General features: G+C 65.7%; 14 protein-coding genes. 7 read left to right on the top strand and 7 right to left on the bottom strand.

From position 1 onward, the window contains the following. The first annotated feature begins 7 nt into the window (after window positions 1-7). Window positions 8-706: a glutathione S-transferase family protein gene (locus XH91_RS29705; RefSeq protein WP_164933648.1), complete on the top strand. Its 699-nt coding sequence runs from the start codon at window positions 8-10 to the stop codon at window positions 704-706. A 19-nt stretch (window positions 707-725) separates the two neighbouring features. Here the strand turns inward: XH91_RS29705 and XH91_RS39525 are convergent, their stop codons facing one another. Further along, complete coding sequence (locus tag XH91_RS39525; protein WP_128953886.1) at window positions 726-932, bottom strand: cysteine-rich CWC family protein; 207 nt, start codon at window positions 930-932, stop codon at window positions 726-728. Window positions 933-1046: 114 nt separating this feature from the next. Here XH91_RS39525 and XH91_RS29695 point away from each other — a divergent pair, with 114 nt between their 5' ends. The 3 genes from XH91_RS29695 to hmuQ all read left to right on the top strand — a co-directional run bounded on the left by XH91_RS29695 (window position 1047) and on the right by hmuQ (window position 4247). Further along, window positions 1047-2618 (top strand): DUF1800 domain-containing protein, encoded by a 1572-nt coding sequence (locus tag XH91_RS29695; RefSeq protein WP_128953885.1) that lies wholly within the window; start codon window positions 1047-1049, stop codon window positions 2616-2618. A 2-nt stretch (window positions 2619-2620) separates the two neighbouring features. Then, window positions 2621-3838 carry a DUF1501 domain-containing protein gene (locus XH91_RS29690; protein WP_164933647.1) on the top strand — a complete coding sequence of 406 codons (1218 nt, stop codon included), beginning with the start codon at window positions 2621-2623 and terminating at the stop codon, window positions 3836-3838. An 85-nt stretch (window positions 3839-3923) separates the two neighbouring features. Beyond that, window positions 3924-4247 carry a heme-degrading protein HmuQ gene (gene hmuQ / locus XH91_RS29685; RefSeq protein WP_128953883.1) on the top strand — a complete coding sequence of 108 codons (324 nt, stop codon included), beginning with the start codon at window positions 3924-3926 and terminating at the stop codon, window positions 4245-4247. Between the two features lie 18 nt (window positions 4248-4265). On the opposite strand, the gene XH91_RS29680 is transcribed toward hmuQ, so the two are convergent. The 6 genes from XH91_RS29680 to XH91_RS29660 form a co-directional block, all read right to left on the bottom strand. Further along, on the bottom strand, window positions 4266-5207 hold the full coding sequence (locus XH91_RS29680; protein WP_128953882.1) for an aldo/keto reductase: 942 nt from the start codon (window positions 5205-5207) through the stop codon (window positions 4266-4268). 251 nt (window positions 5208-5458) lie between these two features. Beyond that, on the bottom strand, window positions 5459-5914 hold the full coding sequence (locus XH91_RS29675) for a GNAT family N-acetyltransferase (RefSeq protein ID WP_128953881.1): 456 nt from the start codon (window positions 5912-5914) through the stop codon (window positions 5459-5461). A gap of 117 nt (window positions 5915-6031) precedes the next feature. Then, the gene (locus tag XH91_RS29670) at window positions 6032-6844 is read right to left on the bottom strand and encodes a PAS domain-containing protein (protein ID WP_128953880.1); all 813 of its coding nucleotides are present in this window, start codon (window positions 6842-6844) and stop codon (window positions 6032-6034) included. A 129-nt stretch (window positions 6845-6973) separates the two neighbouring features. Then, window positions 6974-7132, bottom strand: a complete 159-nt coding sequence (locus XH91_RS29665) for an HIG1 domain-containing protein (protein WP_128953879.1) — start codon at window positions 7130-7132, stop codon at window positions 6974-6976. Between the two features lie 73 nt (window positions 7133-7205). Then, on the bottom strand, window positions 7206-7382 hold the full coding sequence (locus XH91_RS39075; protein WP_164933646.1) for a hypothetical protein: 177 nt from the start codon (window positions 7380-7382) through the stop codon (window positions 7206-7208). 155 nt (window positions 7383-7537) lie between these two features. After that, window positions 7538-8188, bottom strand: a complete 651-nt coding sequence (locus tag XH91_RS29660; RefSeq protein ID WP_128953878.1) for a glutathione S-transferase family protein — start codon at window positions 8186-8188, stop codon at window positions 7538-7540. 543 nt (window positions 8189-8731) lie between these two features. Between XH91_RS29660 and XH91_RS29655 the strand changes: the two genes are divergently transcribed. The 3 genes from XH91_RS29655 to XH91_RS29645 all read left to right on the top strand — a co-directional run bounded on the left by XH91_RS29655 (window position 8732) and on the right by XH91_RS29645 (window position 12821). Beyond that, the gene (locus XH91_RS29655) at window positions 8732-9934 is read left to right on the top strand and encodes a pyridoxal phosphate-dependent aminotransferase (RefSeq protein ID WP_128953877.1); all 1203 of its coding nucleotides are present in this window, start codon (window positions 8732-8734) and stop codon (window positions 9932-9934) included. A gap of 163 nt (window positions 9935-10097) precedes the next feature. Further along, window positions 10098-10580 (top strand): DUF992 domain-containing protein, encoded by a 483-nt coding sequence (locus tag XH91_RS29650; protein ID WP_128953876.1) that lies wholly within the window; start codon window positions 10098-10100, stop codon window positions 10578-10580. A gap of 192 nt (window positions 10581-10772) precedes the next feature. Continuing rightward, a complete protein-coding gene (locus tag XH91_RS29645) occupies window positions 10773-12821 on the top strand; it encodes an elongation factor G (RefSeq protein ID WP_128953875.1) in 2049 nt (682 codons plus the stop codon). The last annotated feature ends 32 nt before the right edge of the window (window positions 12822-12853 follow it).

Raw genomic sequence — 12853 nt, 5'->3', positions numbered from 1 at the left:
AAACAATATGTCCCTCAAGCTCTACGAACTCGTCGGCACCGATGCCTCGCGTCCCTTCAGCCCCTATTGCTGGCGCACGCGCATGGCGCTGGCGCATAAGGGGCTGACGGCTGAATCGCTGCCCTGGCGTTTCACCGAGAAGAGCGCGATCGCACCGCACGGCTCGGAGAAGGTTCCGGTGCTGCTGCATCATGACAGGCCCGTGGTCGATTCCTGGGCGATCGCGGGATATCTCGAAGACAATTTTCCCGACAGCCCGTCGCTGTTCGGCGGCGAGGGCGGCCGCGCCATGGCGCGCATGATCAATGCGTGGGGCGACATCGCCATCGTCGGCGGCATCTTTCCGCTCATCATCGCCGACATCCCGAAGAATCTGTCCGAGGTCGATGCCGCCTATTTCCGCTCGTCGCGCGAGGCGCGCTTCGGCGGCAAGAGGCTGGAAGAGATCATGGCGAGCCGCGACAGCGGCGTCGTCGCGTTCCGCAAGTCGCTGGAGATCATGCGGCAGACGTTCAAGACGCAGCCCTTCATCGGCGGCAATGCGCCTGATTATGCCGACTACATCGTGTTCGGCGGTTTCCAATGGGCGCGCGTGGTGAGCCCGTTCAGGCTGCTCGAGGCCGACGATCCCGTCTATGCCTGGCGCGAGAAGCTGCTCGATGCGTTCGACGGCATGGCGCGGACATCGCCGGGGTATGCAGTGTAGACTTCGTAGGGTGGCCACCCTACGAAACTGCCGCCTCCTCCGCCGCTTTCCGCAAGCATTCCCGGCACAGACAATCCTCGCCCTTCGCCGGCATCGGCAGCTTGGCCGTTTCCTCCGCGCACCAGCACTGGCCCGACAGATCGCAGCCGAACTCGGTGCCACATCGGGAACAGGCAAGGCGACGCGGGGCCGGTTGCGAAATCGTGATTTCTTTCGAATTTGTCATGATTTACGTCGAAGCTCTGCCGTCATTTTCATGTCGGGTTCATCTGTTGCCACGCTATATTACGCGCCGCGCATCGACCATGGAAGCTGACGGCAAGGCGCGGAGGACAAATCGATGGCCCGCGATTCCCAAGCCGCTCTCGTCGCGCTGAACCGCTTCGGCTTCGGGCCGCGCGGCGGTGCATCCGGCGATCTCGTCAATGCGGCCTCCGATCCTCGTGGCTTCGTGAAGGCGGAACTGGCGCGTCCGCTCGGCGCGCTGCTGGAGGCGCCGGGCCTGCAATCGACGCCGCAACTCGCCCAAGCCGTGTTCGCCTATCAGGACGAGGTCAAGCAGGCGCGCGAGGCCGCCAAGGCCGCAGCGCCGACCGAAGCGCCGGTGCCGCAGCCCGCGAACCAGAAGTCCGAGAACCAGTTGCGGCGCAATCTCTCGCTCAACACGGTGGCGAGCGAGATATCGGGTCAGCAGATGGCGGAGGCCAAAGCTGCCGACAACAAGTCCGCCGACGGCGCGATGAAGCCCGAGGCCATGCAGCCCAATGCCGCCGCAGCCCCGGCTGCAAAGCAGCCGCTCAACGTGATCCAGAAGACGTTTCGCACCGAAGCGCTGGCGCGGTTGCAGCGCGCGATGCTGGTCGATTGCGGCTTCACCGAACGCCTGGTGGTGTTCTGGTCCAATCATTTCTGCATCTCCGCGAGCAAGGGCGAGCTGGCGCGGATGTGGGCCGGCGCGTTCGAGCGCGAGGCGATCCGGCCGCATGTGCTCGGCCGGTTCGCCGACATGCTGAAGGCGGTCGAGCAGCATCCGGCGATGCTGTTCTTTCTCGACAACCAGCAATCGCTCGGACCGGACTCGCGCGCCGGACAAAACCGCAAGCGCGGGCTCAACGAAAATCTCGCGCGCGAGATCATGGAGCTGCATACGCTCGGCGTCGGCGGCGGCTATACGCAAGGCGACGTCACCTCGCTTGCGCGCATCATCACCGGCTGGACCTTTGCCGGCCGGAAGGGCCAGCTCGGCGCGCCCGGCTCTTTCGCCTTCAACGCCAATGCGCACCAGCCCGGACCGCAGCTGCTGCTCGGCAGGACCTACGAGGCCAACGGCCTGGCGCAGGGCGAAGCCGCCCTCGCCGACATCGCGCGCCATCCCTCGACGGCAAACTTCATCGCCACGAAATTCGTCAGGCATTTCGTTGCCGACGATCCACCGCCGGCGCTGGTGGCGCGCTTGCGCGATGTCTTTGTCAGGACCGACGGCGACCTCAAGGCGCTGGCGACGGCTCTCATTGATTCAGACGAGGCCTGGAAGGCGCCGCTCACCAAGATGCGCTCGCCTTACGATTTCCTGGTCGCGAGCGGCCGGCTGCTGGCGCGCGTGCCGGAGGATCCCGGTTTCTATCTGGGCAGCCTGAACCTGCTCGGCCAGCCGTTGTGGACGCCGGCGGGACCCAACGGCTTCCCCGACACCGCAGCGGCATGGGCCGCGCCCGAGGGCATGAAGCTCCGGCTCGACATCGCCTCGCAGATGGGCGCGCGGCTCGGGCCCAACATCGATCCGCTCGATCTTCTTGAATTCGCCGCGGCCGATGCGGCTTCCGTCGAAACGCGCAGAACCATCGAGCGCGCGGAATCGCGCCAGCAGGCGCTGGCTCTGCTGTTGATGTCGCCTGAAATCCAGAGGAGATGATGATGATCGACTGCGTCGAAAACCGGCTCCTCACGTCGCGCCGCGGTCTTCTGCTCGGCGGCGCCGCCTTCGCGGCCTGGGCGTACCTGCCGAAATTCGCGCGTGCCGCCGACGGGCGCGACCCGCGCCTGGTCGTCGTGATCCTGCGCGGCGCGCTCGACGGGCTCGCTACCGTCGCGCCGATCGGCGACCCCGATTATGCCGGCCTGCACGGCTCGATCGCGCTCACGGCGGACGGCGCGCATGCTGCGACCAGGCTCGACGGCTTCTTCGCGCTGCATCCGGCGATGCCGGAATTTGCGCGCATGTACAGGGATCAGCATGCCGCGGTGATCCACGCCGTCTCGACGCCCTATCGCGACCGCTCGCATTTCGACGGCCAGGACGTGCTCGAGAGCGGCTATGCGGGACCTGGCCGCGTACAGTCCGGCTGGCTCAATCGCGCGCTCGAAGCGTTGCCGCGCGGCGAGCGCGTGTCGAGCGGGCTTGCGGTCGGTCCCACCACGCCGCTGGTGCTGCGCGGCGCGGCGCCGACCGTCGGCTGGGCGCCGGTCGCGCTGCCGCAGGCCGATGACGACACCGCGATGCGGCTGGTCGATCTCTACCGTCATCGCGATCCCGCGCTCGGCTCGGCGTTGACGCAGGGCTTGCAGCTGGAGAAGGCCGCGAGCGGCGACGACATGAAGCCGAAGCCGGGTAACCAGGCCGCGCAGATGCGGCAGGTCGCGCGCGGCGCGGCCAAGCTGATGGCCGCCGATGACGGTCCGCGCATCGCCGCGCTCGCCTTCGACGGCTGGGATACGCACGCGAACGAAGGCGGCCCGGTCGGACGCCTCGCCTTCCTGCTCGGCGGTCTCGACAGTGCACTTGCCGAATTCGAAAGCGGTCTTGGTGATCGCTGGCGCGACACCATCGTCGTCGTCGCCACCGAGTTCGGCCGCACCGCGCGCATCAACGGCACCGACGGCACCGATCACGGCACCGGCACTATCGCGCTGCTCGCCGGCGGCGCCGTGAAAGGCGGCCGCGTCATCTCCGACTGGCCCGGCCTCAAGCCCGCCAACCTCTATGAAGGCCGCGACCTCAAGCCGACCACAGATCTCCGCTCCGTCATCAAGGGCGTGCTGCAGGGCCAGTTCGGCCTGTCGGATCAGGTCCTGGCCCAGACCGTGTTCCCGGACAGCGCCAGCGCAAGGCCGATGAAGGGGCTGGTGGCTTGACAGCCGTCGCCGTCATTCCGGGCCCACGCCTTGCGGCGTGTCCCGGAATGACGAGATAGTGGAGCAGCATCAGGAGACCTCGCCCATGTACATCGCCATGAACCGCTTCCGTGTCGCCAAGGGATCGGAGACCGACTTCGAGCAGGTCTGGCTCTCGCGCGACACGCATCTGGACAAGGTGCCGGGCTTCGTCGAATTCCATCTGCTGCGCGGGCCGGAGCTCGAGGACCACACGCTCTACGCTTCACATACGGTGTGGGCGAACCACGCCGCGTTCGACGCATGGACCAAATCGGAGGCGTTTCGCGCGGCGCATGCCCGGGCCGGCGGCAACAAGCCGCTCTACCTCGGTCATCCCCAGTTCGAGGGTTTTGAGGTGATGCAGACGGTCGGACGCGGCGCCATCTAGCGCGCCGCACCCGAAAGTTCACCCCTTCGTGATGCTGTCGATCTCGGCGAGGTCCTCGGCCGTGAGTTGCCAGGCGATCGCCTTGACGTTCTGCTCGACCTGCTCGACGCGGGTGGCGCCGGCGATCACGCTCGACACTTGCGGTCGTCCCGCGAGCCAGGAGAAGGCAAGCTCGAGCATGGAATGGCCGCGCGCCTTCGCGAAGGCCTGGAGCTTTTCGACGATGTCCTCGTTGTGCGGCGTGACATAGCGGTCCCGCAGCGCCGGCACCTTGCCGAAGCGGGTGTCGGCGGGGGCCACCGCGCCGCGCTGGTACTTTCCGGTCAGGAGACCGCTCGCCAGCGGGAAGAACGGCAAGAGGCCGAGCTTGTACTCCTGCGCGGCGGGCAGCAGATCCTTCTCGATGTCGCGGACGACGAGGCTGTACTCGTCCTGGGCCGAGACGAAGCGGCTGACATTCATCGCACGCGCGGTGAACTCGGCTTCCGCAATCCGCCACGCCGGAAAGTTGGAATGGCCGATGTAGCGGACCTTGCCCTGGCGGACGAGATCGTCGAGCGCGCGCAGCGTCTCTTCCAGCGGCGTCAGCGGATCGTAATCATGCTGCTGGTAGAGATCGATGTAATCGGTCTTGAGCCGCGTCAGGCTGGCCTCGACCGCATTCATGATGTAGCGGCGCGAGGCGCCCTGTTTGGTGCCGTCGGCCGCCATCGGCTTGGAATATTTGGTGGCGAGCACGATGTCCTTGCGGCGGTCGCCAAGCACCGTGCCGAGCACCGTCTCCGAGCCGCCCATGCCGGCATAGATGTCGGCGGTGTCGAACAGCGTGATGCCGAGGTCGATCGCCCGATGGATCACCTTGCGGGAGGTTTCCAGATCGGTGCGCTGGCCGAAATTGTTGCAGCCGAGCCCGACCGCGGACACGCGCAGGCCGGAGCCGCCGAGATTGCGAATTTCCATGGGAGGTCCTGTCGAACGAGAGCAGGCCGCCATTGTGACCGCCGTGCACTGCTGCGGCAAGCGCCTGGTCGCGTTGCAGCTATGCCGACAGGGACAGGCAAAAAAATGCGGCCCCTGTCAGACGCGGCGACTGACGGGGACCGCTTGGGGCGCTTGATCGGTGACGGGGGGCCTGATCAGACGCGATTGCAAGATAATCCCGGAGTGTAACGCGCCGGTGACATCAGGAGTTATCCACAGGCCTCTCAAAATCAGAAGATCTTGCGATAGACGATGAAGCCGGAGCGCTCGGCGACCTTGTCGTACAGGCTCTGCGCGGTGGTGTTGGTCTCGTGCGTCTGCCAGTAGACGCGCGGCGAGCCTGCGAGTTTTGCGCGCTCGTAGACGCCGTAAATGAGTGCGGAAGCGACGCCCTTGCCGCGCGCGGCCTCGAGCGTGAACAGGTCCTGCAGATAGCACGATGGCTGGATCGCCGTGGTGCTGCGATGGAACAGATAATGCGTCAGCCCGAGCAGCTTGCCGTCGCTGTCGGCGACCAGCGCATGCACCGGCTCGTAGGCATCGAAGAAGCGTTGCCAGGTCATCTCGGTGATCTCGGGCGCGAGCGCGGTCGGGCCGGAGCGGCCGTAGAAGGCATTGTAGCCGTCCCACAGCGGCAGCCATTGATCGTAGTCCTGCCGTGTGACGGAGCGAATGGTGAGCGACATCTGGGAATCCGTAAGTCGACGATGCGATGAGGCATCCTTCATACGGGATGCTGGGCGCATTGATCAATCGCGCTCTCGCTTGTCATCTCTCCCGATGGGGAGAGGTGAACCACGAGCTCACTCCGCGACGCGCAAATAGCGGATCAGCTTCCGCCCCGTGGGATCGCGCACCGCGCGATAATAGTCGGCGCGTTCAGGCGCGTCGGTGTGGCGCACGAGGTCGGTGACCGGCGTGTAGCTCAACATGCGGCCGCCATCGGGCAGTGCGGTGCAGACGAAACGCAGCACCTCGCCATTGCGCAAGGCGATGTTGATCGGCGTGGCGTCGCCGGTCCGCACCGTTTCCATCCGCCGCGCGATGAAGACGCCGAGTTCGTCCTCCGGCAATTCGAACGCACCGGTGTCGCGGCCGTGATACATCAGCGCGATGAAGGGCGGCTTGTCATCGGCCATCTCGTCAGGCAGCGCAAAATAATCGCGGAATGCGCGGTTGATGAATTCGGCGCGGGTCTCCGCATCGAGCAGCACGATGCCGATATCGACCTGGTCGAGCGCGGCCGACAGCCGTGCCGCGGTGGCATGGTTGCGCCGCTCGGCAGCAAAGGAATCGAGCAGCCGCTCGCGCATCAATCCGGTGATGGCCGCGGTTCCCATTGTCGTCAGCGCGAGCAGGCAGAGGCGCGCGAGATCGCTGGCGGCAAAGCCCGGCGCCGTGCGATGGCTGAGCGCGAGCAGCGCCGCGCCGATCACGGCGATGACGGCGCTGCCGAGTGCGGATGCAAAGCCCGAGAGCGAACCGGCCAGCGCCACGATGCCGACGAACAGCGGCGCAAGCGAGGGAGCGGGAGCATGGCGATCGAGCAGGATCGCCAGCAGCGCAATCGCTGCCGTCAGCACGGGACCTGAGATGGCACGCCATCCGAACCGCATGAGCCTCGCTCAATCCTCCCTGAACGAGATAAGGCGGTCAGACTGACCGATGGTTGCGCGAGCGCAAGGCGATTTCGCGCGGCGCGCTTAAGCGGTGCTTGCGAGCTCGCTCAAAGCTTTCGGATGATTTTAGACCAAATGCGCGTGCATCAGGCGCTGTTGCTGCACGGGCATGTTCCATGTCGACGTCCCCGCGGCCTTGCGGGTGCCGACGAAAAGCACCAGCGACGCCGCGACCAGGATCGCCGCCGTCAGGGTGATTGCAACGATGATCACAGGCGATTTCATCACTGTTCCGCCGCGATGCCATCAGGCGCGGGGCCGCGCGGCACCTTGAAGGTGACGAGGGATGAAACGGGGATCAGACCGGCAGACCCATCGCCATGGTCGCCTTGGTCGACAGCACTGTCAGGGTGACGATCAGGCACAGCGAGACGGCGGCGACGGCGAGCGAGGCCGCGACCGCGTTGGTCAGCCGGGAAGACGAGACGGTATCGGTTTGGCCCTGAAAGCCGACCGTGCCGGACGCCCGCATCATGGTCTAAATCCTTCAACGTGCGAGCGAATCACCCGCGACGCCAAACAGCTTCACAATTTCAACCGGCAATATTGGGGCGGCGATCGCGTCGAACATGGCGGGATTTGGGCAAAGGTTAACGCCATGCCCGCTATTTCTTAACGTCGCTCCCGATTTCAGGCGCCCGCGGCGATGCTGGCGGGATCGTCGATGTCGGCGGGGCGCCAGTCCATGGCGACGAAACCGGGGGCGGCCTCGACGCGCTTCAGCCAATCCTTGATCGCCGGGAAGGGCTGAAGGTCGAAGTCGCAACGGTCGGCGAGGTGGGTGTAGCCGTACAGCGCGATGTCGGCGACCGTGAGCTGGCGGGCAGCGAAGTAGTCGCTGGTCTTGAGGTGGTTCTCCATCACCTGGAGCGCGCCATAGCCACGCTCCATCCAGTCCTCCAGCGCATGGGTCTGCAGGTCGCGGCCGCCCTTGACCAGCGACAGCCAGAAATAGGCCGCGCCGATGTTCGGCTCGAGCGCGTGCTGCTCGAAGAACATCCATTGCAGCGCCTCGGCGCGATCGATCCGGTTCTCCGGCGCCAGCGGCGTGCCGACGGCGACATACCAGAGGATGGCATTGGACTCGGCGAGATACCTGTTATCGCCGACCTCGAGCAGCGGCACTTGTCCGGACGGGTTCTTCGCCAGGAAGTCCGGCGTCTTGCTCTCGCCGCGCAGAATGTCCACCTCGATCGCTTCGTAAGGTACGTTCAGCAGCGCCAGCGCAAGGCGTACCTTGTAGCTGTTGCCCGAGCGTTGCATCGAATAGAGCTTGTACATTCTGGGAGTTCGATTCCAGGGACGGGCAAAGAACGGAAAGGTGCGGTGCATGTTGCCCCGGACCGCGGCTAAACAATGATGCCGATGCGAATCCGCCGCAAGGGCTCGGCAATAGAAAAACTCGAAAACCCTACCGCACTGCAACGCCGGGAAAGATCATGTTCGCGCGGCGCTGCAAATCAGGTCACGCTTGCGTCAACATGCACGACTGATCGCATCGCGTAATCGTGTGCAAAGCGGTGATGGGTCGCGACCTCGCTCCGCCTTGACCGCAGCTCTTGCGCGTCAGGGCGCCGTCAGCCTTGTGGCGCCTGCGGGCTTCAAAATTGCTCCGAGGACAAGCCTTGCCGGATATGAGGGGTTTGCCCGGCAAAGTTGCGGAAAATTGCCAGAGTCCGGGCTTCAGCCGCGCGAAATTCGTAAACTTTTGCGGGATCGGGCCGAAGTTTCTTGCGGTGCAGCGGCACACGTTTTAGGGTGCCTGCATTCCCACAATCAGAGTCGTGAGGCCAAAGGGTTCACGACGCTTGTCAGGAGATGACGATGCCCTTCCTTGCCGCTGCGCTCGACCGTGTGAAGCCGTCCGCGACCATCGCGGTCACGGATAAAGCACGCGCGCTGAAAGCGGCGGGCCGCAACGTCATCGGCCTCGGCGCCGGCGAGCCCGACTTCGACACGCCCGCCAACATCAAGCTGGCGGCGATCCGCGCCATCGAGGCCGGCAAGACCAAATACACCGCGGTCGACGGTATCCCCGAGCTGAAGGACGCGATCATCGCGAAGTTTCAGCGCGAGAACGGCGTCGCCTACAAGCCGAACCAGATCATCGTCGGCACCGGCGGCAAGCAGGTGCTCTACAACGCGCTGATGGCGACCATCAATCCGGGCGACGAGGTGATCATCCCGGCGCCGTACTGGGTCAGCTACCCCGAAATGGTGGCGCTCGCCGGCGGCGAGCCGGTGCCGGTGGTCTGCACCGCCGCGACCGGATTCAAGCTCGGCGCCGAAGCGCTCGAGCGCGCGATCACGCCGAAGACCAAATGGGTGATCCTGTGCTCGCCGTCGAACCCGACCGGCGCGGCCTATACGCGCGCCGAGCTGAAGGCGCTCACGGACGTCCTGGTCAAGCATCCGCATGTCTGGGTGATGACCGACGACATGTACGAGCATCTAGTTTATGACGACTTCCAGTTCACCACCGTCGCGCAGGTCGAGCCGAGCCTCTACGACCGCACGCTCACCGTGAACGGCGTGTCGAAAGCCTATTGCATGACCGGCTGGCGCATCGGCTATGCCGGCGGTCCCGCGCAGCTCATCAAGGCGATGTCGACCATCCAGTCGCAGTCGACCTCGAACCCGTGCTCGATCGCGCAATGGGCTTCGGTCGAGGCGCTGAATGGTCCGCAGGATTTCATTCCCGCCAACAACAAGGTGTTCAAGGAGCGCCGCGACCTCGTCGTCTCCATGCTCAACCAGGCCAACGGCATCGAGTGCCCGCGCCCCGAGGGTGCGTTCTACGTCTATCCGTCCTGCGCCGGCACGATCGGCAAGAAGGCGCCGTCGGGCAATGTGATCGGAAACGACGAGCAGTTCGTCACCGAGCTGCTGGAGACCGAAGGCGTTGCCGTCGTGCAGGGTTCGGCCTTCGGCCTCGGCCCGGCATTCCGCATCTCCTACGCCACCAAGACCTCGGACCTCGAAGACGCCTGCAAGCGCATCCAGCGCTTCTGCGGCAATCTGCGGTAAAGCTCGCAGGTGCGATCCGATATGAAGGGCCCGCGCAAAGCGGGCCCTTTTTCTTTCACGTCCGCGCGATCTGGCACGTCTACGACTATTGTGGCATAGAACGCCCAGCGGTTTCCTGCCGTGCCCTCTCTGCTCGCATCACATTTCATCCTCGGAGACATTCATGCGCCGTTCGTTCATCTTCGCCGGGCTCACTGTCGCGAGCCTCGTGGCCTCCGTCGTGGGCGGCAGTGCGCAGCAGCAGCGGATGGTCCGGGTCGGCGTGCTCGAATGCCGCGGCGGCGCCAGCATCGGCTTCATCGTGGGATCGGTGACCAACCTCGGCTGCGTGCTGCGTGCCGAGGGCTTGGCGGAGGACCGCTACGTCGCGACCATTCGCAAGGTTGGCCTCGACCTCGGCATCACCCAGGAAACCACGCTTGCCTGGGGCGTGTTCGCGCCGGTCGACCGGCTCGGCCCCGGCGATCTCTCCGGCAATTACGCGGGCGCGCAGGGCAGCGCCTCGGTCGGCGTCGGCCTCGGCGGCAACGTGCTGGTCGGCGGCTCCAACAATTCGATCGCGCTCCAGCCGCTCAGCGTGCAGGGCCAGGTCGGCCTCAACGTCGCGGCCGGACTCGAAAGCCTGGAACTGCGTCCGGGTCGTTAACGTCGCCTCAACGGCGGTGCTGCTTCCACCTCTTCCCGGCGAGGAGAGGTGGAACATCGAGCGATAGCGGTACCAACGAACTGACGACGCACCGCAGCGACGTTTGACGCTTGCCAAATCTCGGGGACGGGCAGAGCATCTGCGTTTGCCGACCCAATCACGGGCCGAGCTCCACACCAAGGAGGCGGCGAAATGGGACAAGACGTCAGAAGTCCCCGAGGTCCACGGTGCATCGCGCTGGTGGGCCCTTTCCAATCAGGTAAAACCACACTTCTCGAAGCGATCCTGGCGCGGACGGGCGCGATCCCGCGCGCCGGCAGCGTCGACGCCGGTACGTCGGTGGGCGACGCCACGCCTGAGGCCCGTCATCACAAGATGACCGTCGGGCTCACTGCCGCCACCACCAGTTTCATGGGCGACAGCTACACCTTCCTGGATTGTCCCGGTTCCGTCGAGTTCGCCCACGACATGCGCGCCGCGCTTCCCGCGGTCGACGCCGCCATCGTGGTGTGCGAGGCCGACGAGAAGAAGCTGCCGCAGCTTCAGATCATCCTGCGCGAATTGGAGGAGCTGAAGATCCCGCGTTTCCTGTTCCTCAACAAGATCGACCGCGCCAACAAGCGCATCCGCGAGACGCTTGCGATGCTCCAGCCCGCCTCGCGCGTGCCGCTGGTGCTGCGCCAGATTCCGATCTGGAAGGGCGAACTGATCGAGGGCTTCGTCGATCTCGCGCTGGAGCGCGCGTTCGTCTATCGCGAGCACAAGGCCTCCGAAGTGATCGCGCTCGAGGGGGACGATCTCGGCCGCGAGAAGGAGGCGCGCTTCTCGATGCTGGAGAAGCTCGCCGATCACGACGACGCGCTGATGGAGCAATTGCTGGAGGACATCCAGCCGCCGCGCGATGCCGTGTTCGACGACCTCGCCCGCGAATTGCGCGAAGGGCTGATCTGCCCCGTTCTGTTGGGTGCGGCCTTGCGCGAAAACGGCGTGTTGCGCCTGATGAAGGCGCTGCGTCACGAGGCGCCCGGCATCGCCGAGACCGCAAAACGTCTCGGTGCGCCGTCCGCGAAGGATGCGCTCGGCTTCGTCTTCAAGACGCTGCATTCGCAGCACGGCGGCAAGCTGTCGCTGACGCGATTGCTCGCCGGCCATCTCGACGACGGCGCCACGTTGCAATCCTCCTCCGGCGGTGCGAGCCGCATCTCCGGCATCCTCGCCGTGAGCGGCGCTTACGACAGCAAGCGTGCCTCGGCCGAAGCCGGCGACACCGTGGCGCTCGCCAAGCTCGATGCCGTCAAGACCGGCGACACCGTCTCGAGCGGCAAGACCGCGCCGGCTGCGCTCAAAGCCTCGGAGCCGACGCCGCCCGTGCTCGCCATGTCGGTTGCGGCCACCGACCGCAAGGACGACGTCAAGCTCGGCCAGGCCCTGATGCGGCTGCACGAGGAGGATCCGTCCCTCGTCATCGTGCAGAATGCCCAGACCCACGATACGGTGCTGTGGGGGCAGGGCGAGATGCACCTGCGCGTCGCCAGCGAGCGGCTCAGCGACCGCTTCGGCGTCAAGATCGCCTCGCATCCGCCCGCGATCGGCTACCAGGAGACCATCCGCAAGCCGATCGTCCAGCGCGGCCGCCACAAGAAGCAGTCCGGCGGTCACGGCCAATTCGGCGACGTCGTGCTCGATATCAAGCCGCTGCCGCGCGGCGAGGGTTTCAGGTTCGCCGAGAAGGTGGTCGGCGGCGCGGTGCCGCGCAACTACATCGGCGCGGTGGAAGAGGGGGTCGTCGACGGGCTCGCGCGCGGTCCGCTCGGCTTCCCCGTAACCGATTTGGAGGTGACGCTGACCGATGGCTCCTATCACAGCGTCGATTCCTCCGACCTCGCCTTCCGCACGGCGGCGCGGGTCGGGCTCAACGAAGGCCTGCCGCAATGCCAGTCGGTGCTGCTGGAGCCGATCCACGTGGTCGAGATCGTCTGTCCGACCGATGCCACCGCCAAGATCAACGCGATCCTGTCGGCAAGGCGCGGCCAGATCCTCGGCTTCGATACCCGCGACGGCTGGAGCGGGTGGGACTGCGTCCGCGCCATGATGCCGGAAGCCGAGATCGGCGAGCTGATCGTCGAGCTGCGTTCCGCCACCGCTGGCGCCGGCAGCTTCACGCGCCAGTTCGACCACATGGCCGAAGTCACCGGCCGTGCCGCCGACCAGATCATCGCCGCGCATCAGCACGCGGCGTGATGCTGTAAGACACCGCACTCCCTCTCCTGCAC

Origin of the sequence: Bradyrhizobium guangzhouense (assembly GCF_004114955.1) — a bacterium.
GTDB classification, from domain to species: domain Bacteria; phylum Pseudomonadota; class Alphaproteobacteria; order Rhizobiales; family Xanthobacteraceae; genus Bradyrhizobium; species Bradyrhizobium guangzhouense.
The sequence above is the reverse complement of the archived record's forward strand: the minus strand, read 5'-3'. Positions and strand labels throughout refer to the sequence as shown.